The organism is Tigheibacillus halophilus, from assembly GCF_042683165.1.
Taxonomy (GTDB): domain Bacteria; phylum Bacillota; class Bacilli; order Bacillales; family Amphibacillaceae; genus Tigheibacillus; species Tigheibacillus halophilus.
Genome location: NZ_JBHUIZ010000006.1, coordinates 77,587 through 102,314, shown reverse-complemented (window position 1 = coordinate 102,314; position 24,728 = coordinate 77,587). Strand labels below are relative to the sequence as shown.

Genomic DNA, 24,728 nt, shown 5'->3' with positions numbered 1-24,728 from the left:
ACATGTCAGAATATCTTTTACCCCCGCCGCTGTCTCGCATCAGTTGCTCGTTTCAATGCTTCACCGATATTACGAACAGCCAGCATCAGTACCAGAATTAATATTGCTGCTGGTACCCAAATCCACCAGCGGAATTCCAATGTTTGCGGGTTTGTTGCATAGCTTAACAAGGTCCCAAGACTAGGCGTACTTTCGGGAAAACCGAACCCTAAAAATGACAATCCTGACTCAATACCGATGTTACCTGCCAGGTTTAATGTCATGTTAACGATGATAATGGATGTCAGATTCGGAAGCATTTGTGTCAGCATGATTTTCATATTGGAGGATCCCAGTGTCCTTGATGCCTGGATATAATCCAGTTCACGTTCTTGCAATGCCTTGGATCTGATCAGCCTCGCTATCCCCATCCAAAGGAACGCTGTCATAATCAAGGAAAATGATAGAATGCTGTATTTGGGTACCATCGCAACAAACACAATAACAATCATCAAAAATGGTAATACCATGAAGAAATCTAAAATTCTCATTAATACATTATCTACCGCACCGCCAAAATAGCCAGCTATCAAACCAAACAATATTCCTATGACACCAGACATGACTGTCACTAGTATTCCGATCGACAGCGAGTTCCTTGTACCGATAATCAACTGTCCAAAAACATCCCTGCCCCCATAGTCTGTGCCAAGCCAAAATTCACTGGAAGGTGCCTGATGGATGGAAAACAAATCTACTGTTACAATTTCATCCTGATCCATGAATAATGAAATACCGTATACAAAAGCTGTTATTAATACTAGAAAGATTAATGAAATCAGCGCTAGCTTATCGCGGACAATCTCCCTCCAGAAGATAGAAAAACCAGTCGGGCTTTTACTTTCATCTATCTGTTCCACTTCTTCTAAAACCACTGTATTTTTCTCCAATTTTATTCACCCCAGAAATTATCAGTCTGTTTATTTCGAAATTTCCACTTGCAATCATGTTCATAGTGTTTATACATCTTGCATTTCTTATTTGATTCGGATACGCGGGTCGACCAAACTTAGCACAATATCGGATATCAATGTACCCAAAATTGCTGCGATTCCGAACAGCAGTGTCAGTGATGTTGCCACACTATAGTCACGCGTTGTAATGGATTCCAAAAACAACTGTCCCATGCCAGGGTAACTAAAAATATTTTCCACGAAAATGGTCCCACTGATTAATCCGGTAATTTCATATCCAAAGAATGCAGCGATCGGAAGCAGCGAGTTTCTAAGAATATGATTATTATAGACTCTAGATTCCGGTGCCCCTTTGGCTCTTGCTGTGAGAATGAAATCCTTCTGCTTGGTATCAATGATTTCATTACGCAAATATTGTACTGTTCCGACCGTTCCGATCAAAGCCATCGATATGGCCGGCAACAGCAAGTGATACAACTTGCTCGCTATATATTCAAATGAACCCGGTATGAGTCCCGGAGATACACTTCCTCCTGTCGGGAACCAGCCGACCTGATAGCCGAATATCCAAAGCAGGACGAGTGCGAAAATGAATAACGGAGTTGCAAACCCAATATATGTATAACCTGTGATCGCCTGGTCCGCCCAGGAATCGTTATAGCGCCCGCTAATGATTCCCAGCGGTATGGAAATGACATAGATTAGGATTAATGTCGCTAGCGAGAGCCAGAATGTATTGACAAGCCTTTGCCCAATCAATTCAGAAACAGGCATTTTATAACGGAACGATTGCCCCAAATCTCCGTGGAACAAATCTTTTGCCCAATTGACATATTGCACGTACCAAGGGTCATGAAGTCCCAGTTTCTCCCGTAATTCCTCAATCGTTTTCGGATCGATATTCGGATCGATCATCCCTGAAAGTGCGTCACCTGGCATCATTTTGGCCATGATGAAGATCAGGATGCTTAACAAAACGACTTGCGGAATCATGATTAACAGTCTTCTTACAGTAAATTTCCACATACCGTTCAACCTTTCTCTGGCAGGGCAACATAATGTGTGGCCGATATCGGCTGCAAGCCATATGCCAATCCCTGATTGTCAAAGTAGTCATTATATGATTGCTCATATTCTTTTTTTACCTCTTGACGATAACGCATATGCTGCTGTCGTTTGCTCGGATCAATGTCAGGTATCGCTGCAACAAGACGCTTCGTGTAAATATGCTGCGGGGACCTGAAAATATCTCCGGTTGTTCCTTCTTCTACATAGCGCCCGCGATACATGATACCGATTTGATCACACATATGGCGGATGACACCAAGGTCATGACTGATGAACAGATATGTCAAATTCAATTCCTTCTGGATTTCCTGCATGAAATTCAGTACTTGGGCCTGTACAGAAACGTCCAATGCGGAGACAGGTTCATCTGCGATAATCAACTGCGGCTTCAAAGCTATTGCCCTGGCGATGCCGATACGCTGCCGCTGCCCTCCGGAAAACTGGTGTGGGTATTTCACTATGCTCTCCGGACTTAAACCTACAAGCTCGAGAAGCTCCTGCACCCTTTTCCTTTCTTCCTTTCTGCTCATTTTTTCAAAATTACGGAGTGGTTCAGCAATAATATCCAGTACACGTTTTTTTGCATTAAGCGATGAATAAGGATCCTGGAAAATCATTTGTACGTCTTTTCTGAAATCTTGTTTCGCTTTTCGTGTATCTGTGATGTCTTTCCCTTCAAAGAGAACTTTCCCAGAGGTGATATGATTCAACCCAATAATAGCTCGTCCAGTTGTGGTCTTGCCAGATCCAGATTCTCCAACCAAACCATAGGTTTTGCCTCTCTCAATGTTAAGAGAAACGCCATCAACTGCTTTGACGTAGTCTACCGTCCTGCCGAAAACACCACCTTTAATCGGAAAATGAACCTTTAAATCTTTCACTTCAAGAAATGCCATGGTGTTGTGCCTCCTTGCTTACTTCAGGAAAATGGAAATGCTTATAGCAAGTGCAGCGGACATGATGACCTGGTGCTACCTCGTGCATCTGCGGATTCTCCTCGTGCTCAGTTTCCGCGATCCACGGGATCCTGTCTTTAAAACGGCAGCCTTGCCGCGGCAGATTTTTAAGTGATGGTACAATACCCTGAATGACATGAAGCTCAGTTTGATCTTTTTCGGCATTCGGTACAGAGTTCAGCAATGACCTTGTATATGGATGCAGCGGGTTACTGAATAACGTGACAACGTCAGCGATCTCCACAATTTGTCCTGCATACATGACGGCTACTCGATCTGCCATTTCAGCGACAACTCCCAGATCATGCGTGATCAGGATAATGCCTGCTTGCATGTCCCTCTTCAAATTTGTGATTAAGTCCAATATTTGCGACTGAATGGTCGCATCCAATGCTGTCGTAGGCTCGTCTGCAATCAACAATTCGGGATCATTGGCAATTGCGATTGCGATGACGACCCTTTGCCTCATACCGCCTGACAGTTCATGCGGAAATTGCGTATATGTATGTTCTGGCCGGGGGATTCCCACCTTATTTAAAAGATCAATTACTTTTTTCCTTCTTTTGCCTTTGCTTATTGATTTATTATGTAAAAAAATGACTTCGCCGATTTGGTCCCCGATTGTCATCAAGGGGTTAAGCGCTGTCAGCGGATCCTGAAATATCATTCCCATATCCTTTCCGCGCAGCTTATTCATTTTTCCCGAGGTTATATGGGCGAGATCCTGGTCTTTAAAAAATATATTTCCCTCTATCTTGGCCCGGGTGTGCAATCCCATGACGGAAAATGCCAGTGCACTTTTCCCGCATCCCGATTCACCAACCACAGCCAGGACTTCGTTTTTATTTACCGTCAAAGATACATTATCAACGGCCGCATAGTAATCATCTTCAATTCGAAATGATGTCTTCAAGTTTTTAAGCTGCAATAATTCCTGTGCCAAAAAAGACCCTCCTAACATAAGAGAAACTTCCTTATTTTCATAAAAATATCTTGCTGAAAATCAAGGCTATTAGATTTTTAAATGCGTCCCTATTTATACATTTCTGAAAATTCTTATTAGACTATTAGTGTAATGGTTTTGTAATAAATGGGAACTGATTTAAAGTATATATTAATTTCAAATTTATGACAAGACTTTTTTAAATTTTTTTATTCGTAATTCGGGACGTTAGAATTAAAATTCGGTTAAGCATTTTTTTCTTCTTCTTAAAAAAAGAAAAACCGGCCTGACACCGATTTTTCCTTACATTAACACATTAATGGTGTTGCAATTCCATCGCCTTATTTTCCGCATTATAGCGGCTGTCATATAAATGGCATGCAGCCCAGTGGCCATCCTCATATTCTTTGAGCTCAGGAACTATCTTGCTGCAAACCTCCATTGCCATCGGGCATCTAGTCCGGAATCGGCAGCCGCTTGGAGGATTGATTGGGCTTGGAATATCACCCTCAATGATGATACGTTCTCTTGTCCGTTCGACTTCCGGATCGGCTAATGGAATGGCGCTCAACAATGCCTGAGTATAAGGATGCATGGGGCGTTTGTATAACTCATCACTTGTTGCTATTTCAGCCATTGCACCTAGATACATGACCCCGACACGATCACTAATATGCTTGACCATGGATAAATCATGCGCAATAAACAGATACGTCAAATCACGCTCCTGCTGAAGCTCTTTCAGTAAATTGACAACTTGGGCTTGAATAGAAACATCCAAAGCTGAAATAGGTTCGTCCGCAACAATAAAGTCCGGATTTACCGCCAATGCCCTGGCAATACCGATACGCTGGCGCTGACCACCGCTAAATTCATGTGGATAGCGATTGCCGTGATCGCTGTTCAGGCCAACTGTTTGCAGCAACTGGTTAACGACTTCTGACCGTTGTTTGTTATTTTTCACCAATCCATGAATATCAATGCCCTCAGCAATAATGTCCTTCACTGTCATCCGTGGATTGAGGGAAGCATACGGGTCTTGGAAAATCATTTGCATGCTGCGGTTGAATTTTTTCAGATCTTTTTTGCTTTTTTTAGCATGGACGTTTTCACCTTTGAAATTAACTTCACCCTCTGTCGCTTCATACAAACGTAAAATGGTTCGTCCTGCCGTCGATTTTCCGCAACCGGATTCTCCCACCAATCCAAAGGTCTCACCTTTGAATATATCAAAGGAAATGCCATCAACAGCTTTTAGGACATTGGTACTATCAATCTTGAAGTGTTTTTTCAGATTTCTGATTTCCAGCAGTTTTTCTTTTGTATTAGCCATGCACCTCGGTACCTCCTACCTTTGCGTATTCAGGCTGCTCCACTTTTGGTGCCCGCTCATCAAGCAGCCAACATGCAGCATGATGGGATTCGGACAGTTCCGTGTACTGCGGCATTTTTTTGTCGCAGATATTCATTGCAAAAGGGCATCTCGCAGCAAATGGGCATCCCTTTGGAGGTTCCGCCAAATCTGGGGGAGAACCCGGAATCGCTTGCAGTTTTTCTCCCGCATTTTGGTCAAGTTTCGGCATAGAACCCAATAGCCCCCATGTATAAGGATGTTTTGGGTTGTAAAAAATTTCATCAACCTTACCTGTTTCGACAATTTTCCCACCATACATCACAGCTACACGGTGTGCAGAATTGGCAACAACCCCCAGATCGTGGGTAATCAAGATAATAGCAGTGCCTGTTTTATCTTGTAAATCCCGCATCAGATCAAGGATTTGCGCTTGAATTGTCACATCCAAAGCAGTTGTCGGCTCATCAGCAATCAAAACTTTTGGATTGCAGGCTAGTGCAATAGCTATCATGGCACGCTGCCGCATCCCTCCCGAATATTGGTGTGGATATTGATTAATTCTTCGTTCCGGGTTCGGGATCCCCACCAGCTTAAGCAATTCAATTCCCCTTTGAAAAGCCTGTTTTTTCGACATATTTTGATGCTTAATCAATCCCTCTGAAATTTGTTTACCGACTGTCATCGTTGGATTCAGTGATGTCATCGGGTCCTGGAATACCATACTGATGTCTTTCCCGCGGATAGCCTCCATTTGCTTGTCCGATTTTTTTGTCAAATCTTCACCTTGAAATGTAATAGATCCGCTGACAAATTTCCCGGGCGGCATCGGCGTTAGTCGCATGACGGCTTGTGCAGTCACACTCTTGCCAGAACCTGATTCCCCAACGATAGCCAATGTTTCTTTCTCATATAAATCGAATGTAACACCTCTGACCGCTTGCACCTCAGCTCCATATGTGTCAAAAGAAATAGACAAGTTATCTACATCCAATATTTTTTTCATGGTCTTATGTCCCCCTTACTTGCGTTCCTTTGGATCCAGTGCATCACGCAAACCATCACCAATGACATTGAATGCGAGCATCGTTAAACAGATGAAGAATGCCGGAAAAAATAACTGGTACGGGTAGTACTGGAACGATTGCAATGCGTCCGATGACATAGTTCCCCAGCTTGCTAAAGGCGCTGGTACACCCAGACCCAGATAACTTAAAAACGCTTCAGTAAATATCGCGTTCGGAATGGTCAGTGTCAATGTTACAAGAATAGGTCCCATCGTATTTGGTACGAGGTGCTTGAAAAGCAAACGCATATTGCCGGCGCCTAGTGATCTAGAGGCCATGACATATTCTTCTCCCCGCAGCTGCAGGACTTGTCCTCTAACAATTCGGGCCATATTGATCCAGCCGGTTATCGTCATAGCAAGAATCAATGTCCACAAACCCTGTGGCATGATGACCATCAACAAAATAACGACCAACAAATACGGAACACTGTAAAGGATATCAGCGATACGCATCATATATTCATCGATTCTTCCTCCAAAGAAACCAGCCACAGCACCCCAAATGACTCCGACAATCAAGTCGATCAAGGCTGCCATCAGGCCAATGAAAAGTGAAATTTTTGCTCCATACCATGTTCTCGCAAAAACGTCTCTTCCCAGGTTGTCAGTCCCGAACCAATGCTCTGCTGATGGCGATTTATTGGCATCGATCAATTTATTCGAATAGTAATTATGTCCCGATATTGGTCCCCCGGCAAATGACATAATTGCAAGTAATATGATGATGACAACAGATGCAACAGCTATTTTATTTTTACGGAAACCCCTCCAGGCATCACGCCAGTATGAAGTGCTTTTACCAGAGATTTTTTCTGCTTCGGATAGGTCAACATGCAACGGTTTAAAATCATTATTCTGCATTTCTGCTTGTGCCATTATTTGCTTGCCCCCCTTCCAGTAACCTTGATGCGCGGATCAATCATGCCGTATACCAAATCGACAATCAATATGGAGACTAGCAGAAGTATACTGAAAAACACTGTTGTTCCCATAATTACTGTGTAATCCCTGTTTGTGACACTGGTGACAAATTCATTGCCAAGACCAGGAATACCAAAGATTTTTTCAATAATAAAGCTGCCTGTCAGTATGGAAACCACAAGTGGGCCAAGATAGGAAACAACAGGAAGGATAGCATTTCTCAGTGCATGCCTATAAGTGACAACACGTTCTCCAAGTCCTTTCGATTTTGCTGTTTTGATATAATCCGCACTCAGCACATCCAGCATACTGGAACGCATCAGCCTGGCAATGAAGGCCAGTGGCGTGGTGGCCAACGCTACCGCTGGTAGTATCGTGTGCGCAAACGAATCGAATCTGGCAATTGGAAACATGTCCATTTTAATCGCAAAAATGTATTGTAAAATGGTAGCCATGATGAAGCTTGGTACACTGATGCCAAGTACGGCTACTATCATTAGGGAATAATCCGCAAATTTATTATGTCGAATCGCGGCGATTACTCCGAATAATACCCCGAAAGCCAAGGCGATGAAAATAGCTTCTGCTCCTAAAATCACCGAATATGGTGTACTGCGCTTAATGATATCGAGTACATCTTGACCTTTCATCTTGAAAGATGGACCAAAATCAAAAGTAGCCGCCTTGACAAGGTAATCCTTGTATTGCTTGATAATCGGGTCATTCAAACCATATGCTTCTTTCATTTGCTGTTCAATAGCCGGTGATGTTTTTCTTTCTGAGGTATAAGGTCCACCTGGGGCTACTTTCATCAAGATGAATGTGATTGTCACGATAAAAAACATCGAGACGAGAATATATGCGAACCGCTTTAATAAAAATTTCGTCATGAGATGTCTCCTCCACTTCCTTGTTCATTCCATTTAGAGCAACTGCAGTTATAGACCCAAAAAAGAGGGGTGAACAAATCATTCACCCCTCTTTTTTGGCATAAGGTCAACATAATGGAAAGCTGCATTACATTTTGTCAGTCACTATCAATTACTACAAAATGCATTATAGGAGTTATGATCATGATGTAATCTTCCAATGTTGGTGAAATGGGTTTATTTATAACCCGTTTCTGATTTGCTATTCTGCGAGATATCCCCATTTGAATTGAATATTTCCAAGTGGAGAGACTTCCACATTTTTGAGTTTCTCGTTTTGTGTCCAGACGTTTGTATAGAAGTACACAGGTGATAACGGAAGTTCATCCATGAATAAATCTTCTGCTTTATGCAAGATTTCTTCTCTAGCTTTTTCATCTTTTTCTGTTCTTGTCTGCTTCAGCAATTTCTTGTAATCATCATTTTCCCAGTTTGTATAGTTATTGCCGCCTTTGGATTGGAAAATTTCTAAGAAATTGATGGCATCATTGAAGTCACCTATCCATCCCATACGACCGATTTGGAAATCCCCAGCACCCATCGAATCCAGATATACTGCCCATTCCTCGTTGCTTAATTTAACATCCACACCAAGGTTTTCTTTCCACATATCCTGTGCCGCTTGGGCAATAGCCTGATGTCCTTCGTCAGTGTTATAAGAAATTTTCACCGTCGGCAACTTTTTCAAGCCTTCTTCTTTCAAACCTTTTTCAAGATATTTCTTCGCTTCATCTATATCATTATCTTTGAAATATCCTTTTTCATTGTCTTTAAAAATGGAAGGCGGAACCAAAGCCATAGCAGGTTTTTGTTCACCCTTTGTGATATTATCAACAATTGCCTTACGGTCAAGTGACAATGCAAATGCTTTACGGATATTCACATTATCGAAAGGCTTTTCTTCAATATTAAAGGCATAGTAGTAAACCCCTGCTTTATCATTGATATTCAAATCACCGGAATCTTTTAAAGCTGGGATAGCAGCCAAAGGAACAGCATCAAGCGGGTCGCCCAGCCAGTCGAGTTCACCGTTATCAAACATTTGCTTTGCTGTATTTTCATCATCGATCATATACATCGTGATATTTTCCAATTTAACTGTATCGGCATCCCAGTAGTCCGGATTTTTTTCAAGAACAATTTCATCTTTATGCTTCCAGCTTTTCATTAGGAATGGACCGTTAGTTACATAATCATCTGAAACATCGTTCGCCCATTTATCATTGTCCTTGGCTACTTTTTCATTTACAGGAAAATATGTGTATGTCGTAGTTAGATCAAGGAAATAAGCTGTCGGGTTTTCCAATTCCACTACCAATGTATGGTCATCTTTTGCTTCAATGCCTACATCATCCATTGATGCGCCATTTTCTTTGGCATCTTCTGCTCCTTTAATCGGGTATAGCTGGTATGCGTAGTCAGCATCAGCATTTTTGGGGTTAAGAATCCATTTCCATGCATATTCAAAATCCGCTGCGGTTACGGGATCACCGTTGGACCACTTCGCATCTTCACGCAAATGGAAGGTATATGTCTTCTTGTCATCTGAAACGTCATATTTTTCAGCCATGGCCGGCTCAACTTCTTCGTCTTGGTTCATGCGCAAAAGTCCTTCAAATGTTTGGTTCAGCACAGCTCCTGAAGTGGTGTCGGTTGCCAAACCTGGGTGCAATGAAGGCGGTTCCGTTTTGATATTTACTTTTATAGATTGATCATCGGCAGGTTTTGCATTGCCATCATCTGTTTGTTCTGAATTACCATTATCTTTCTTGTCGCCACCTGCTTCTTTATCCTTGCCACCACATGCCGCAAGGAACATTGCCATGGCCAAAATCAAGACAAGAAGCAAAGGCCATTTTTTCAAACTTCTCATGTAGACCCTCCTAAATATGTATTTTTTAAATTCTGATAAATTACAATAAATAATAATTTATCTTCACTTTTATTATACTATCCTTCTAGTAAAATTTCACCATTTTTTTAAAATTATTTTTATCTAGTATTTTTACAAAATACCGCATTGAAAGTTTTCAAATACTATTCCCTTTATTTGGCATAGTAAAAGACAGGACTTACCCTGTTAAAAATGCAGTGATTTTGCATTTTCAACAGGCGTCCTGCCTTTTCGCGATAACTATTATATCTTATAATTGTCCTGATACTGTTTCATTTCTTTTAATGAACATCTTACGTAATGTCCAGGTACAATTTCTCTCATCTTTACCTCTTCGCCTGAATCGTACTGGTGAGAATTAGGGTCATACGACTTCCTTTTGCGTTTACGTTCGTAATTAGGGTCCGGCAAAGGGATTGCAGATAATAGTGACTGGGTATATGGATGCATCGGGTTGCGGTATAAATCTTCAGATGTTGCCAACTCAACCATTTTCCCAAAATACATGACACCTATTCTATCACTGATATATTTTACCATGGAAAGGTCATGGGCAATGAATAAATACGTCAGATCTTTTTCTTTTTGCAGATTTCTCAATAGATTAACAACCTGTGCTTGAATGGATACATCCAGTGCAGATATTGGTTCATCAGCAATAATAAATTCGGGATTTACCGCTAGTGCCCTGGCAATTCCAATTCGCTGCCTCTGGCCTCCGGAAAACTCATGCGGGTATCGATTGGCATGGTCTTTATTCAAACCAACCGTCTCCAGCAGCGCCTGCACTTTGTCTCTTCTTTCCTTATTGTTTTTTGCTAACCCATGTATATCGATTCCTTCTGCAATTACCTCGTTGACTTTCATTCTAGGATTTAGGGAGGCATACGGATCTTGGAAAATCATTTGCATTTGCTTATGAAGCTCATTTAGCTCGGATTGTGATTTTTGAGCATGGACATCTATTCCTTTGTAGAGCACTTTTCCCCCGGTTGCATTATACAAACGTATAATCGTCCTGCCCGTTGTTGATTTTCCGCATCCAGACTCTCCTACTATTCCAAGTGTTTCCCCTTTATAGATATCAAAGGTGACATCATCCACTGCTTTAACTTCGTTCGCTTTTCCTTCATTAAAATATTGCTTCAGCTGTTTTACTTCTAATAATTTCTCTTTTTCCGCCATCTCATATTTCCCCCTTAGCAAACATGTGCATACGCTCTTGAATATCTGCGGGAGGCTCTACCTTGGGCGCGTCTGGATGCAAAAGCCATGTTGCAGCATAATGTGTATTCGAGATTTTAAACATTGGGGGTTCCTGTTCCAAATCAATTTTCATCGCATAGGCGTTCCTTGGAGCAAATGCATCACCTTTTGGCGGGTTTAACAAGTCTGGAGGGGATCCCGGAATGACATATAATTCATCCTCCGTTTCATCCAAAGAAGGCATAGAACTAATCAGCCCCCATGTGTATGGATGTTGTGGGTTGTAGAAAATCTCATCAACCGTCCCTATTTCGACAATTTTTCCGCCATACATAACCGCTACACGATCGGCAACGTTCGCAACAACACCCAAATCATGTGTAATAAAAATAATGGATGTTTCGATTTGTTTCTGCAGTTCCTTCATTAAGTCCAGAATCTGTCCTTGAATAGTTACATCAAGGGCCGTAGTCGGTTCATCGGCAATCAGTATTTTAGGCGCACAGGCAAGTGCGATTGCAATGACTACCCGCTGCCGCATCCCACCGGAAAACTGGTGCGGGTACTGCTTCATTCGCACTTCAGGTTTAGGAATGCCAACTAGCTCCAACAGATGCAAAGCTCTCTTTTTCGCTTCATTTTTTCCTAGTCTTTGGTGCTTAAGCAGTGGCTCCATGATTTGTTTGCCAACAGTCATTGTTGGATTCAAAGAAGTCATGGGGTCTTGGAATATCATGGAAATATCTTTTCCACGAATTTTTTGCATTTCTTTTTCAGTCGATCGTACAATATCTTTATCTTTAAAAAGTATTTCTCCTTTTTTTATTTCTGAATTACTTGTCGGAAGCAATTTCATAATTGATTTTGTCGTGACCGATTTACCAGATCCCGACTCTCCCACTATCGCGAGTGTTTCTCCTTCATATAAATCAAAATTGATACCGCGGATCGCTTGCACTTCACCCGCAAACGTATGAAAAGAAATATGAAGATCCTTCACTTCGAGCATTTTCTTTTCCACTTGTTTTCACCTCACTGTTTAATCACGCATTTTAGGGTCGAATGCGTCTCTCAATCCATCACCAATCAAATTGCAGGCAATCAGGATGACACAGATAACAAGACAAGGAATAATCATCAAATGCGGCAAAAATTGAAATGTTTTGTAGCCATCCTCGATCAATGTACCTAGCGATGCTCTCGGTGCCTGCAGCCCAATCCCAATAAAACTGAGGAAAGCCTCAAAAAATATTGCACTAGGAATGGTAAACATCGTATTGATGATAATAACGCCCGATAAGTTGGGGAGCAGGTGCTTCGTTAACAACCGTTTATTTTTAGCTCCAAGCGTTCTTGAAGCCAGAATGTATTCCTGATCTTTCAATTTCAGGACTTGTCCGCGTACTACCCTAGCCATCCCAACCCATCCAGTAATAACCATCGCAATTGTAATTGACATGATACCTGGTTTTAAGATGAGAAGCATTAAAATAACAACAATGAGGTTTGGTATTCCTGAAATGACCTCGAGAATCCGCTGCATAACGTTATCGGTCCTGCCGCCTGTAAAACCGGAAATTAACCCATAAGCGACACCAATAAGCATATCAATCAACGCTGCTAATAGCGCAATGTAAAGGGATACTCTTGTCCCTAGCCAGACACGTGAAAATAGATCACGACCAAGGCTGTCTGTGCCAAACCAATAGTTTTCTTTTATACCTTGTTGTTTGTAAACATCGGTTTCTACCCCACCAATTTTCTGGGTTCCGTCAAATATCCCAAGTTTTTCGATCCCCGGTATTTTAGGTGGTAGGTTCGCTTTGGTTACATCCTGCTCATTAAGCGAATAAGAGTTAATATGGGGACCAACAATTGCCATAATGATGACCAACGCTAAAACAACTGCGCTGATCAGGGCACCTTTATTTTTTCGAACGCGCAGCCAGGCGTCTTTCATAAAGGAAAGTTGCGGCTTTGCAATCACTTCATTATCCAAATGATCGGTTTGTGCTGGTTCAAATAATTCCTTTGATATTTTTTCAGTGGGATTGTTCATTTCTTAGAGCCCCCTGCCAATCTGATTCTTGGGTCGATAATGCCATAAAGGATATCAACAATTAGAATGATTACTGTCAATAAAAACGCAAAGAAGATCGTCGTTCCCATAATAATTGGAAAGTCGTTAGTCTGTATCGACTTAACAAACTGCTCACCGATTCCAGGGATGGCAAAAATTTGTTCAACAACCATGGACCCCGTCATCAAACCGACTGCCATTGGTCCAAGAACGGTAATAATCGGAATTAATGCGTTACGGACAGCGTGTTTGATAGATACTTCCATTCTTGAATTTCCCTTTGCTTTTGCAAGTTGTATATAATCGGATCCAAGCACTTCAATCAGTTCCGTTCTCATAAAACGAGCTGCTGTGGCAATTGGGAAAATAGCGAGTGCAATGGTAGGCATAATCGAAGAACTGAATCCGTCCCAGGAGGCAACCGGGAGCCATTGCAATTTTACACCAATATAGTATTGCAACAGGGCCGCGAATACAAATGATGGGATTGATTTTCCAAGTACTGCAAGAAATGTACTACCATAATCAATCCATGTATTTTGAAACATAGCGGCTATAACACCCAGGAATATTCCGATAATCGTCCCGATAAACATAGCTTGAAAACCAAGTTGCAAAGACGGACCCATCCGATTAATCAGGAGGTCTGTCACGGGCTGATTGTCAAATTGGAACGACACACCCAAATCTCCTTTGACAATATTCGCCAAATAATTGGCATATTGTACAGGTATCGGTTTATCCAGACCGTACTTTTCATTTAGTATTTGTACTTGTTCTTCTGATAGTTTTTCTTCATTTTGAAAGGGGGTGCCAGGTAAGAATTTCATCAGGAAAAACGTTATTGACGCTATGATAAACAACGTTATAACCATATACAAGATACGTTGCAACACGTATTTCGTCATGTTGTTTCCTCCTCAAACAAATAAATGTAAATTTTCAAATTAAAAAGCGATGAAAAGGGGGAAAGAGAGTACACTGAAATACTCTCTTTCTCAGATTAACTATTTCATTTTAGATCCCTTTTCTACTTTTCAATCTTTACATTTTTCAGTGTATAGTCAGGACCAAATAGATGTTCTTCGAGGTTTTTGACATAAGGTTTCAAAAGAACAAGTCTTCCCCGTTGGTAGATTGGAGCAACAACTGTATCTTCCTGTACAAGTAATTTCTCGGCTTTCAACATTGTTTCCCAACGTTTTTCAGGATCATTGGCATATTTCACTTTTGCATCGTCAATTAATTTGTCATATTCCTTGTTGGAGTAACCAGTTTGGTTATTTCCTCCATCTGTTACATACAAATCAAGGAAAGTCATCGGATCAAGATAATCCGGTCCCCAACCATGCATGACAATATCGTAGTCCCCATCGTTTACTTTTTGAAGACGTACTTTAAATGGCACGTTTGTCAGTTCCAGTTTCAGCCCTTTTAGGTTTTTCTCCAATTGACCTTTGAAATATTCACCTGTTTTCTTGGCATTTTCTGTGTCATCACTTAAATATTGGAGTGTCAAATCTTTTTTACCGAGTTCTTTCAGCCCTTTTGCCCAATATTTCTTGGCTTGATCTACATCATAAGAAATCAGATCGCCACTTTCTTCACGGAAATCCTTCCCGCTTTTTGGGTCCTTAGCCAATCCTGTTGGAACATAGCCATCGGTAGGCACAGAACCATTTGCTAGAAGTTGATCTGTGAATGACTTCTTGTCGAACGCCATCGCCAGTGCTTTACGAATATTTTTATTAGCTAAAGGAGAATCTTTGCCATCTTTCTTCTGGTTAAACTTCAAATACCATGAGCTTCCTTCTTGGAACGTAGAAGCATCTTTATCATTTTGATACTGTTTAGCATATTCCGCACTTAATGCAGCAGTACGGTCTGCTTTGCCTGTTTGATACAGGTTGATTGCGGTATTTGGTGTTTTGGCAACTTGTACATTAACTTTTTTCAAGTTCACTTTATCTTTATCATAGTATTTATCATTGGCTTCATAAGACCATGTCAATCCGGTGCCGTCCCAATCTTTCAAAACGAATGGGCCGTTAGCCAGCATGTTGTCACTGTTTGTTCCGAATTTATCGCCTTTTTCTTCAACAAACTTTTCATTCAGCGGCAGATAAGTGCCAAATGCCAATAAAGAGTCGAAGTACTGGACAGGCTGTTCTAGTTCTACTTTCAACGTGTAATCTCCATCTGCTTTTACACCAAGTTCTTCCGGTTTCGCCTTACCATTCATGATGTCTGTTGCATTTTTGATAACACCGGAAAACATATATGCGTATTCAGAAGCTGTATCCGGGTCTACTGCCCTTTTCCACGCGTAAACAAAATCATTGGCGGTAACAGGGTCCCCATTAGTCCATTTCGCGTCTTCGCGGAGTTTAAAGGTATAATTTTTGCCGTCTTCGCTTATCTTTGGTTCCCCATCAGCGATTGCCGGTACTGGTTTATCGTTTTTATCAAGAGTATACAGACCCTCCATTGTTTGTCCAAACACAATAAAGCTTGCTGCATCTGTTGCTTTGGCAGGATCTCCAGTTGGAATTTCAGCAGTTTCAATCATGTTAAAAACTTGATCGTCTGTGTTTCCTTTTGCTGTGTCGCTTTTATCACTTTTTTTACTGTCACTGCTTCCAGAACCACAAGCAGAAACAAACAATGCAAGAGCAGAAATTAAAGCTATGAAGAGATAATATTTTGATTTTTTCAATTATTCCACTTCCTTTGCGTAAATGATAATTTTGATAAATTTTATTATACACCACTTTAAAAAGATGTAAATTGTTTTATTTTTCCATTAAATAGTGTTTTTGTTTTTTTATTAATTTTTTTGATATATAATCACGTATATGTTATTTCATATACTGAATTCCTTATGGAGGTACTCACAAACTAATGAAAAAAAATATCATATGGATTGTCTCCTCACAAGCTTTCATATTATTGCTTTGTAAAGTCGTTTACAATAACTTCCATCTTTTGAGTTATATCAATATTTCGTTTACTGTTTCTATTTTGCTAATACTCATCTCCTTAGGGGGTATTGTTACCAAAGCCCGTTTCTTTGATATTGTGTTTTACAGCTTCCAGTCCTTTTTTAGCGGTATGAAGAATAGAGGACGTGAACCGCTCTCAAAACTAATCCCACAAAACTATGATGTGCCATTAATCACTGGTGCTGTAGACCTATGTTTGATGTCTGCCGCTTTAGTTCTCTACTATGCATAGGCAGATGTCAACATTAAAGCCTTCAAAGCGCCTTTTATCAAGAATGAAGAAACCTTTTGTCCAGTTTGCTATCAATGTAGTGATGCTTATATTCTGTACATTAACATGCAAACAATGCATAAGAACAATGTCTGTATTATATTTTACGGACTTTCAAATATATAAAATTTACAAACATTTCCGGGTTTACTTCCGCCCAATATTCTGATAATTTCGCTTTACTATGTCGAACTGTAGTGAACATTATACTATCATTCGACAAGATTTGCACTACCATTTTTAATTTTTTTACAAAAATAATACTATTTTTTATCAAATCAGCGCAATACTGTTACAAACACGAGGGTTTAGTGATATCCTAGATCATATTTACCATATTTCTATATACACTGAATTGTCGAATTTCATTTAGCGACATACAAAAAAAGAACCCTGACAATTTTGCCAAGGTTCTTCTTAAATAATGATTATTTAGCGACGTGATTGATTAATTGAATAATCCTTTAAAGAAGTCTGCAAGAGACTGGAACAGCTGACTGAAAAAATTAGCGACTTTTTGCCAAAACCCTTCGTCATCGATTAATTTTCCAACCTTATCCTTTACCTTGGAGGCTATATCGTTTAGTTGCCCCTTCACGTTATCGAAGTTGATATTCAGATCCCGCATTTTTTCAAATAGGTTGGTTAACATTTGACGGTCTTTATCACTAAGCTGTATATCCAGTTTATCCAACTGCTCTTTTACAATTCTTTCTACATCTTCTTTCGTTGCTGGATTTTGCTCTGAAATTTGCTTTTTGATTTCAGTCAAGAGCTCGCTGACTTTTTCCTGACTTACCCCATCTTTTTTTGCAAGCTCAGTTGCAACATCCAGCTCGTCATTCGCCAGCTCCATCCGTTCCTTATCCAGCTTGTCGCCTTGAACATCATAGGCCTTATATATGCCGGTCAACGCCGAATGACCAGTCACCTTCACTGGTGATGCAACCTCCACTGTGGCATCCTCTACTCCTGCAGTCAGCAACGCATTGGCATACATCTCACTCGTTACTTCCGTTATATTGCTTGGAGTCACAATTTTGATATTCAGTCCGTTCCCTTTATCTTCACGGGTTATTTTAGCAGACGAATACATATGCGAACCAGGGTCACCATTAATGTATTTCACAATGTCCTGACCAGTAACAGTATATTCTTTTGTATTTTCAGGATCATTCACACCTAACTGTTTGCGAACTTCATCCTTTTGAGATGGTGTCAACGTTTCACCATAGACAACAATTGGCACACCGAATTTCTCGTTGATGGCATCATCATCTCCGTTGCCATCATCAGCTGCGACATGGAGCGTGGTGCCAGCTATCAAACTGGTAACCAAAATAAGTACCATTGTCATTTTAGTTACATATTTTATCATTTTATTATTCTCCTTTTTATGGGGAATTTTAGAAGGGAACAGGAGCCATGCTCCCATTATTTTCTTATTATAACGTTTCATTTGCCTTCTGAACACTATTTTCACTATTTCTACATGAATCTCGGGATGATTTTTGTTAGTTTGAAACTGTTTAAACACAGGGAAAAAGCTGGTTCAGGGAGCGTTTGTCAAGTTTTGAGCAAATTTCTTTATCTATGATTCTTTATATGGTATATATAATATGGTATATATTTAGGATAACGAAATAAATACTTTAGAAAGAAGGCGCTTTTCCATTAGGAAACAACAACTTCAAGCAAATCGTAACTTGGTGATCATGTGGATTGCAAATTTTTTTGTAGCAGGAAGCATGACGATGGTTGTCCCTTTTATTTCTTTATATGTCGAGTCATTCGGCAACTTCTCTGATTCATATGTACAATCTTGGTCAGGATGGATTTTTGCCATCACATTTGTCGCAGCCTTCCTCTTTTCGCCTATTTGGGGCAGAATTGGCGATAGACATGGCCGAAAAAAACTATTGGTCTTTTTCGCTGTTGGAATGGGACTATCCATATTTCTCATGGGGTTTGCCGAAAACGTTTGGCAGCTTTTTTTATTGCGTATGATCATGGGTATCTTTACTGGGTTTATCCCTATGTCGCAAGCGTTGATTGCTACGCAAACTGCGAAGAACGTAGCAGGTAAAGTACTGGGAACCTTACAGACTGGAAGCATCACCGGACAATTACTTGGACCGATGCTTGGCGGCGCATTAGCTGATGGATTTGGTTATGATGCATCGTTTAAAATCACAGCATTCAGCATATTCCTCTCTGCAATCATCGTTCTTTTTGGTGTAAAAGAAACAGAACCATCCGCGGAAAACAGTACAGTAGATACGGATACAAAAATATATTCCAGTAAAGAAGTTATTCTTCATATTGTTAAAAACCCTGTATTTCTTGTGGTGATGCTTATATCTGCATTAGTACAGATTGCACATTTCAGTGTACAGCCGATTCTTTCGCTATATGTCGCAGATATACATGGTCCTGCCAGCATTGCTTTCTTTTCCGGCCTTGCCTTCTCTGCGGCCGGTGCAGGCAACTTGATAATGGCTAGAAATTGGGGCAAGTGGGGGGATCGTATTGGCTATGTCAAAATCATGATTTTCCTTCTGTTCATGGCTGGTATTGTTTATTTCCCTGCTGCATTTGTCACAAACCTTTGGCAGCTTGTAGCCTTACGCTTCTTTCTCGGGATTGCCATTGGCGGGATTGTCCCCGTCCGGATTGCCTACATCCGCCAAGAAGCACCTTTATCCATGCAAGGAGAAGTACTTGGCTATAATACAAGTTTGCGTTTCTTGGGCAATATTATCGGCCCGGCTCTTGGTGGTTTGATTGCCGGCTTTTTCGGTTTTACAGGAGTCTTCATCATCACGAGCAGTCTGCTTATCATTTGCGGATTCATTCTGCTGGCAGCCTGGTATAAGCATGAATACAGCGGCACAAGCAGAAAACACGGACATTTACTATCTATCTTGAAAAGATGACAAAAAATGCTGACCATGAAACGCATGGTCAGCATTTTTTATAATTATTTGAATCCCCGTTTGGAGAATCATCTATAGTGTATTACAGAAAAAATGTGTGTTGGCACTTTGTCGATGATATACATGAATGATTCGACATATATATTTCCTGGGAAATATTTTGTCGCAGTCTGAATGATTTTTTCAGGTGCGGTTTGGTCATCATACATTGCCATGGTTATTATTAATCGTATAGATTGCATCCATGGAATCATTCTTCCTTTAGGTAATCTTTCTCTACACAGAATAAGGGCCGAATGGTGAAAGGTTATCCATCTATCAATTCAACAACTGATAAAACACTTTCTACACATATAAATATACACCCACGCTACTATATTCCGATACAGCATATGCCCGATTCCGGTCCATTACCATTACAAAGATGCCAGATAGATTTGTCGTGCATCTTCTTTGCTAAGTGGTTTGAAATTACCCGGCTCTGCCCGAACCTCAAATGCTTTTTCGATCATCCATTCAACACTCTCTTGTTTGATGCCATAGTCTGAGAGGTTGCTCGGGGCACCCAAGCTATCCCAGAACTTACGCAAAGCAGCTATCCCATCATTAGCAATTTCCCAATCTGTTCTTCCTTCCGTACTTACATGAAATACGCGGGTGGCCAATTGAATAAATCTCCCAACATTACCTTCGTCAAGGGCATGCTGCATCCATTGTGGGAAAATGATGGCTAAGCCCCCGCCGTGAGGAATATCGTGTACCGCCGAGACAGCGTGTTCTAAATCATGTGATGCCCAATCACCGCGATATCCCATATTAAGAAAATCGCAAAGAGCCAATGAGCCGCTAAGCATGATCGTCTCGCGATAAGCATAATTCTGCAAATCGTCCATAAGTTTCGGAGCAGTATCAATGATAGTCAGCAAAAGTGATTCACAGAAGCGATCCTGTACCGGTGTATTTGATGTATGATGAAAATAATGTTCCAGGACATGGGACATTATATCTACAATGCCAAGCACCGTTTGTTGCTCAGATACAGAAAAAGTGAATGCTGGATCGGCTATGGTAAACTTCGGATAAGTGTATGGACAGCCCCATCCGCATTTTTGCTGTGTTTCCGGGTTGGAAATAACACAGCTGCGATTCATTTCTGATCCTGTTGCTGCATGCGTCAAAATCACACCCAATGGTAAGGCATCTGTAACAGTTGACTTTCTTGTGATTACATCCCACATATCTGCCTCTGTTTTGGCACCCGCCGCAATCGCTTTGCTAATCTATTACACTTCCGCCTCCGACCGCCAAGACTAGATCTATGCCATTATCCTTACAAAGCGTCACTCCTTTGCGCACAGTATCCACACGTGGATTTACCTCCACGCCGCTACATTCTGTGACCTCGGCATCGATTTGGGAGAGTTTCTCTTTTACTTGTGTATAAATACCATTCTTTTTGATGCTTCCACCACCATATACAAGCAAGATCTTCTTGCCATACCGTTTGGCTTCATCAGACAAAGCTGATATTTGGCCTCTGCCGAATATCAGCTTTGTCTGATTCCAGAATGTGAAGTTGTTCATGAACCACACTCCCTTATGACGATATAGATTAAGATACAGGGGGGATTTCACAGGAAGTTGCTTATACTGTCCCCTGACGTTCCATCTATTATTTGAGATAAGCTACAACGTCCATCTCCACATATACATCTCTTGGCAATCTGCCAGCTTCAATACACGCCCGCGCAGGATAGGGTTCTTTGAAATAAGTTCCATAAATTTCATTTACTGACGCAAAATTAGCCATATCATGAAGGTAGATAGTTGTTTTGACAACTTGCGAGAAATCCGCACCAGCTTCATTCAAAATGGCCTGCAGATTATCGAGAACCTGCTTCGTCTGCGCTTCAATCCCCTCAGCCTTTTCGTCTGTCTCAGGGTTCAAGCCAATTTGGCCAGAAACATAAAGAAAATCACCTGCTTTGACCGCTTGTGAATAGGGGCCGATTGCATTTGGAGCCTTATCAGTATAAATTTTTTCAAACATTCGGAATTCCTCCTTGGTTCTTTTTTCTCTTTAACTATTTTTCTACAACATTATATCATTAATGGCAACATAAGTATGGTATATTGTCTATTCCATTTCAAATTATCTGAATGACAAAACGAATTCCGCCTCAAGCAACATAGTCTCTATACTGGAGAATCATGTGTGATGAATCATATTACCAACAAAGTTATACACAAATCGACAAATTTCATCTTACCGTATTTTGATTTCTTCTTAAACGCCAGCACCAAATATGGTGTTATATACAACTTTATACACAGTTTGTGCATAACTTCTTAAAAGTTATCCAAATAAATTTATTTTATACACAAATATGCACATGTTGCTCCATTCATTGTGGATAAGTGCGCTTCGTGATCATATTTTATAAAAAATAACACAGGGAATCATTTTGTTTCCCTGTGTCAACTAAATTTACGCTCCAGCACCGCTAGCGTTTCGAGTGTTCTCTTTCACACCTTTCCCACGCTTATATACAAACTGCCAAACAAGCATGGCCGCGAAGATGACAGCCCCTATCATATCGGAATATCCTCCTGGATAAATTAAGAGGAGCCCGCCAACTACCGAAATAATCCTCTCGAACCAGAATAACTTTCTGTACCAGAATCCGATCATACCGGCACCAATGGATATCATGCCTGCGAATGCTGTGATCAGAATCAAAATCAGTTCAAAAATGTTTGTGTCAATCATCAGCAGCTGTGGCTGCAAAATGAACATGTATGGAATGATGAATGCCGCGATTGCCAGCTTAGAAGCATTTATTCCTGTCTTTATCGGATCCCCCCCCGATATGCCAGTCGCAGCAAATGCAGCTAAAGCAACTGGTGGCGTTATGTCTGCAACAATTCCAAAGTAGAATACGAACATATGGCCAGCCAGTACAGGAATAGCGACTTCAAGCTGGTCATTCAATGCAAGGATTGCCGGAAGAGCTATAGTCGAAGTAATGATATAGTTCGCTGTTGTCGGCGATCCCATGCCCAATATCAATGATGTGATCATGGTGAAGAACAGTGTCAGTAATAATAAGCCATTGGGGTTTTCGGTAATAGTCTTGGCCATATCGACCAGTCCCTGTCCCAGCTTCAAGCCCAACCCTGTTTTCGTGACGACCCCGACAATGATTCCCGCACATGCAGTTGCAGCCGCTACTCCCAGTGCCGTCCTGGCTCCGGAAATCAGCGCCTCCACGAATTTCTTCGGGGTGATTCGCGTCTCCTTCATGAAAAGACTGACGATGATGGCGCTCAAGATGCCATATAATGCCGTTCTTTCAATACTTAATCCTATATATAGGAACCATACGATCACAAAAATCGGAAGTAATAGATGAATTTTTTTAAGCACGACCAGCTTAGATGGAATCTGATCCTTCGGCAGTCCATGCAGGCCGGTTTTCTTTGCTTCCAAATGTGTCATAATCCAGATACCGGAAAAATATAGGATTGCCGGAATGATGGCAGCCTTGGCGATTTCCCAATAACCGACACCCGCAAATTCAATCATCAGAAACGCAGCTGCCCCCATGATCGGCGGCATAATCTGTCCGCCTGTAGATGAAGCGGCTTCCACTGCGCCTGCAAAGTTTTTATGATAGCCCAGTTTTTTCATCAATGGAATCGTATATGATCCAGTTGTTACAGTATTTGCCACGGAGCTTCCGGAAATCGTCCCTTGTAATGCACTAGAAAAGATCGCCACTTTTGCCGGCCCGCCGGTACGCCTGCCAGCAAGTGAAATTGCCAAGTCGTTAAAATAGTTTCCCACTCCTGTCTGAACCAAAAACGCGCCAAATAATAAGAACAAGAATATGTACGTGGACGAAACCTGCAATGGCGTCCCCAAAATGCCCTCTGTCGTAAAATACATGGAATGTATCAGTTGTTCCAGGGTTAATCCTCGGTGAATCAGCATCCCTGGCATATATTGCCCAAATAGCGCATAAAGCAGAAAACAGATTGCAATAATTGTAATTGGAAGACCGACTGCTCGCCTTGTCGCTTCCAGAACCAAAAGAATGGCTACTGCACCAATCACTATTTGAGCCTGGGTTATCCCTCCAAACTGCTGTACGAGTGTATCGTAATAGAATGGCCAGTAAGCAGTTACTGCGATGGATAAAAGAGCCAGCACAAAATCATACCAGGCAATCTTATGTTTCGCTCCTTTTTTCCTTGCTGGAAACAATAAAAATATTAACACCAAAGCAAACCCAAGGTGAACTGTTCGCTGTATATACGCTGTAAACTGGCCGAATGCTCCTGTATATAATTGAAATAGAGAGAATGCTACCATAATCAGGGAGATAACGACAAAGATAGTCCCTTTCAAGTGGCGCGTATTAGACTCTGTGTCGTATTTCTGCATGAGCTCCTGCTGTTCTTTTTCTGAAAGCTGCTCTATTTTTTCACTCATGTACTTTCACTCCTTTCAAATATGTCCACCAAGACAGCTTTTTCGCTTTCATTTTATACCATGCCCCCGGCTGGAGGTATTGATTGAACCATACCATATGCTCACCTGTTTTCCCCCAGACAAGCCGGTGTTTCGAAACCGTTTTTCCATTTCGAATATTGATTTCCGGAAAGACATTTTCCAGATTGCTAATATGATATTTTCCATTTTTGTAGGTGAACTTTTCTCCTTTTAATGCATAGGATGGCATCCCAATGCCGAAATGTTCATAAACGATTTCATATTGCTTGATATCACCATTATCTTGCAGTTGATATTTTTCAGTCACATCGGTCAAATGAATGGAGTGTTTCCAAACCACTTGAAAATTGCCGCCTTTTTCCATAGGTAAAAATGCAGCCATCTTATCTGTTTTACCATCATAAAAAACGAGCGCCGTCCTAAAAGGTATACATGCAGTAATAGATATAACCATAAAAATCGGGAGGACAATCAAAATGGCTTTTTTCCATTTTTTCTGGTGTTCCATGCTATCATCCAAATCTGTCAGTCCGTTTTTTTAAAAAAAGTGCCAGAGGCCAATATAAGCACTAAAATGCCATGCGCTCTCTTTGCCAGAAAGCAAGAAGACCAGTAACTGCCTGGAACAGGCTT

General features: G+C 41.0%; 20 protein-coding genes and 1 pseudogene. 2 read left to right on the top strand and 19 right to left on the bottom strand.

Annotated elements, in window-relative coordinates; all coding sequences use genetic code 11:
- Nucleotides 1-17: 17 nt before the first annotated feature.
- From ACFSMW_RS08930 to ACFSMW_RS08865, 14 genes are all read right to left on the bottom strand, one after another.
- Nucleotides 18-929: an ABC transporter permease gene (locus ACFSMW_RS08930; protein ID WP_390354937.1), complete on the bottom strand. Its 912-nt coding sequence runs from the start codon at nt 927-929 to the stop codon at nt 18-20.
- Nucleotides 930-1,016: 87 nt separating this feature from the next.
- Nucleotides 1,017-1,979: an oligopeptide ABC transporter permease gene (opp4B, locus tag ACFSMW_RS08925; protein ID WP_390354935.1), complete on the bottom strand. Its 963-nt coding sequence runs from the start codon at nt 1,977-1,979 to the stop codon at nt 1,017-1,019.
- Nucleotides 1,980-1,984: 5 nt separating this feature from the next.
- Nucleotides 1,985-2,917, bottom strand: a complete 933-nt coding sequence (locus ACFSMW_RS08920) for an ABC transporter ATP-binding protein (protein WP_390354933.1) — start codon at nt 2,915-2,917, stop codon at nt 1,985-1,987.
- Nucleotides 2,904-3,938, bottom strand: coding sequence for an ABC transporter ATP-binding protein (locus ACFSMW_RS08915; RefSeq protein ID WP_390354931.1), 1,035 nt, complete (start codon nt 3,936-3,938; stop codon nt 2,904-2,906). The genes ACFSMW_RS08920 and ACFSMW_RS08915 overlap by 14 nt, the downstream gene beginning before the upstream one ends.
- Nucleotides 3,939-4,236: 298 nt before the next feature.
- Complete coding sequence (locus tag ACFSMW_RS08910; protein WP_390354930.1) at nt 4,237-5,253, bottom strand: ABC transporter ATP-binding protein; 1,017 nt, start codon at nt 5,251-5,253, stop codon at nt 4,237-4,239.
- Nucleotides 5,246-6,277 carry an ABC transporter ATP-binding protein gene (locus ACFSMW_RS08905; protein WP_390354928.1) on the bottom strand — a complete coding sequence of 344 codons (1,032 nt, stop codon included), beginning with the start codon at nt 6,275-6,277 and terminating at the stop codon, nt 5,246-5,248. Before ACFSMW_RS08905 ends, ACFSMW_RS08910 begins: the two co-directional genes overlap by 8 nt.
- A 15-nt stretch (nt 6,278-6,292) precedes the next feature.
- Nucleotides 6,293-7,201 carry an ABC transporter permease gene (locus ACFSMW_RS08900; protein ID WP_390355430.1) on the bottom strand — a complete coding sequence of 303 codons (909 nt, stop codon included), beginning with the start codon at nt 7,199-7,201 and terminating at the stop codon, nt 6,293-6,295.
- Nucleotides 7,202-7,215: 14 nt separating this feature from the next.
- A complete protein-coding gene (locus ACFSMW_RS08895; RefSeq protein ID WP_390354926.1) occupies nt 7,216-8,151 on the bottom strand; it encodes an ABC transporter permease in 936 nt (311 codons plus the stop codon).
- Nucleotides 8,152-8,392: 241 nt separating this feature from the next.
- Nucleotides 8,393-10,063, bottom strand: coding sequence for a peptide ABC transporter substrate-binding protein (locus ACFSMW_RS08890; RefSeq protein ID WP_390354925.1), 1,671 nt, complete (start codon nt 10,061-10,063; stop codon nt 8,393-8,395).
- Between the two features lie 264 nt (nt 10,064-10,327).
- A complete protein-coding gene (locus tag ACFSMW_RS08885; protein ID WP_390354923.1) occupies nt 10,328-11,269 on the bottom strand; it encodes an ABC transporter ATP-binding protein in 942 nt (313 codons plus the stop codon).
- A gap of 1 nt (nt 11,270) precedes the next feature.
- A complete protein-coding gene (locus tag ACFSMW_RS08880; protein ID WP_390355428.1) occupies nt 11,271-12,299 on the bottom strand; it encodes an ABC transporter ATP-binding protein in 1,029 nt (342 codons plus the stop codon).
- 30 nt (nt 12,300-12,329) lie between these two features.
- The gene (opp3C, locus tag ACFSMW_RS08875; protein ID WP_390354921.1) at nt 12,330-13,349 is read right to left on the bottom strand and encodes an oligopeptide ABC transporter permease; all 1,020 of its coding nucleotides are present in this window, start codon (nt 13,347-13,349) and stop codon (nt 12,330-12,332) included.
- A complete protein-coding gene (gene opp3b, locus ACFSMW_RS08870) occupies nt 13,346-14,278 on the bottom strand; it encodes an oligopeptide ABC transporter permease (protein ID WP_390354919.1) in 933 nt (310 codons plus the stop codon). The genes opp3C and opp3b overlap by 4 nt, the downstream gene beginning before the upstream one ends.
- Nucleotides 14,279-14,400: 122 nt before the next feature.
- Entirely contained in the window at nt 14,401-16,086 is a 1,686-nt protein-coding gene (locus ACFSMW_RS08865) for a peptide ABC transporter substrate-binding protein (protein ID WP_390354918.1), read from the bottom strand.
- 185 nt (nt 16,087-16,271) lie between these two features.
- On the opposite strand from ACFSMW_RS08865, the gene ACFSMW_RS08860 reads away from it, so the two are divergent.
- Nucleotides 16,272-16,604, top strand: coding sequence for a DUF3899 domain-containing protein (locus tag ACFSMW_RS08860; RefSeq protein ID WP_390354916.1), 333 nt, complete (start codon nt 16,272-16,274; stop codon nt 16,602-16,604).
- 487 nt (nt 16,605-17,091) lie between these two features.
- On the opposite strand, the gene ACFSMW_RS08855 is transcribed toward ACFSMW_RS08860, so the two are convergent.
- A complete protein-coding gene (locus tag ACFSMW_RS08855; protein WP_390354914.1) occupies nt 17,092-18,021 on the bottom strand; it encodes a DUF1002 domain-containing protein in 930 nt (309 codons plus the stop codon).
- 337 nt (nt 18,022-18,358) lie between these two features.
- Between ACFSMW_RS08855 and ACFSMW_RS08850 the strand changes: the two genes are divergently transcribed.
- Nucleotides 18,359-19,579: an MFS transporter gene (locus tag ACFSMW_RS08850; protein ID WP_390354912.1), complete on the top strand. Its 1,221-nt coding sequence runs from the start codon at nt 18,359-18,361 to the stop codon at nt 19,577-19,579.
- A gap of 416 nt (nt 19,580-19,995) precedes the next feature.
- On the opposite strand, the pseudogene ACFSMW_RS08845 reads toward ACFSMW_RS08850, so the two are convergent.
- From ACFSMW_RS08845 to ACFSMW_RS08830, 4 genes and pseudogenes are all read right to left on the bottom strand, one after another.
- Nucleotides 19,996-21,163, bottom strand: a pseudogene (locus tag ACFSMW_RS08845) (iron-containing alcohol dehydrogenase).
- Nucleotides 21,164-21,251: 88 nt separating this feature from the next.
- Nucleotides 21,252-21,629: a RidA family protein gene (locus tag ACFSMW_RS08840; RefSeq protein WP_390354910.1), complete on the bottom strand. Its 378-nt coding sequence runs from the start codon at nt 21,627-21,629 to the stop codon at nt 21,252-21,254.
- A 438-nt stretch (nt 21,630-22,067) separates the two neighbouring features.
- Complete coding sequence (locus ACFSMW_RS08835; RefSeq protein ID WP_390354909.1) at nt 22,068-24,074, bottom strand: TRAP transporter permease; 2,007 nt, start codon at nt 24,072-24,074, stop codon at nt 22,068-22,070.
- A complete protein-coding gene (locus ACFSMW_RS08830) occupies nt 24,067-24,603 on the bottom strand; it encodes a DUF1850 domain-containing protein (protein WP_390354907.1) in 537 nt (178 codons plus the stop codon). The genes ACFSMW_RS08835 and ACFSMW_RS08830 overlap by 8 nt, the downstream gene beginning before the upstream one ends.
- Nucleotides 24,604-24,728 lie beyond the last annotated feature (125 nt).

Excerpts from the sequence above, each read along its gene's own strand:
- ACFSMW_RS08840 (WP_390354910.1), bottom strand. The coding sequence starts at position 21,629 with ATGTTTGAAAAAATTTATACTGATAAGGCTCCAAATGCAATCGGCCCC.
- ACFSMW_RS08920 (WP_390354933.1), bottom strand. The coding sequence starts at position 2,917 with ATGGCATTTCTTGAAGTGAAAGATTTAAAGGTTCATTTTCCGATTAAA.
- opp4B (WP_390354935.1), bottom strand. The coding sequence starts at position 1,979 with ATGTGGAAATTTACTGTAAGAAGACTGTTAATCATGATTCCGCAAGTC.
- ACFSMW_RS08895 (WP_390354926.1), bottom strand. The coding sequence starts at position 8,151 with ATGACGAAATTTTTATTAAAGCGGTTCGCATATATTCTCGTCTCGATG.
- ACFSMW_RS08830 (WP_390354907.1), bottom strand. The coding sequence starts at position 24,603 with ATGGAACACCAGAAAAAATGGAAAAAAGCCATTTTGATTGTCCTCCCG.
- ACFSMW_RS08890 (WP_390354925.1), bottom strand. The coding sequence starts at position 10,063 with ATGAGAAGTTTGAAAAAATGGCCTTTGCTTCTTGTCTTGATTTTGGCC.
- ACFSMW_RS08880 (WP_390355428.1), bottom strand. The coding sequence starts at position 12,299 with ATGCTCGAAGTGAAGGATCTTCATATTTCTTTTCATACGTTTGCGGGT.
- opp3C (WP_390354921.1), bottom strand. The coding sequence starts at position 13,349 with ATGAACAATCCCACTGAAAAAATATCAAAGGAATTATTTGAACCAGCA.
- ACFSMW_RS08915 (WP_390354931.1), bottom strand. The coding sequence starts at position 3,938 with ATGTTAGGAGGGTCTTTTTTGGCACAGGAATTATTGCAGCTTAAAAAC.
- ACFSMW_RS08905 (WP_390354928.1), bottom strand. The coding sequence starts at position 6,277 with ATGAAAAAAATATTGGATGTAGATAACTTGTCTATTTCTTTTGACACA.
- ACFSMW_RS08835 (WP_390354909.1), bottom strand. The coding sequence starts at position 24,074 with ATGAGTGAAAAAATAGAGCAGCTTTCAGAAAAAGAACAGCAGGAGCTC.
- ACFSMW_RS08860 (WP_390354916.1), top strand. The coding sequence starts at position 16,272 with ATGAAAAAAAATATCATATGGATTGTCTCCTCACAAGCTTTCATATTA.
- ACFSMW_RS08900 (WP_390355430.1), bottom strand. The coding sequence starts at position 7,201 with ATGCAGAATAATGATTTTAAACCGTTGCATGTTGACCTATCCGAAGCA.
- ACFSMW_RS08850 (WP_390354912.1), top strand. The coding sequence starts at position 18,359 with ATGTGGATTGCAAATTTTTTTGTAGCAGGAAGCATGACGATGGTTGTC.
- opp3b (WP_390354919.1), bottom strand. The coding sequence starts at position 14,278 with ATGACGAAATACGTGTTGCAACGTATCTTGTATATGGTTATAACGTTG.
- ACFSMW_RS08885 (WP_390354923.1), bottom strand. The coding sequence starts at position 11,269 with ATGGCGGAAAAAGAGAAATTATTAGAAGTAAAACAGCTGAAGCAATAT.
- ACFSMW_RS08855 (WP_390354914.1), bottom strand. The coding sequence starts at position 18,021 with ATGATAAAATATGTAACTAAAATGACAATGGTACTTATTTTGGTTACC.
- ACFSMW_RS08910 (WP_390354930.1), bottom strand. The coding sequence starts at position 5,253 with ATGGCTAATACAAAAGAAAAACTGCTGGAAATCAGAAATCTGAAAAAA.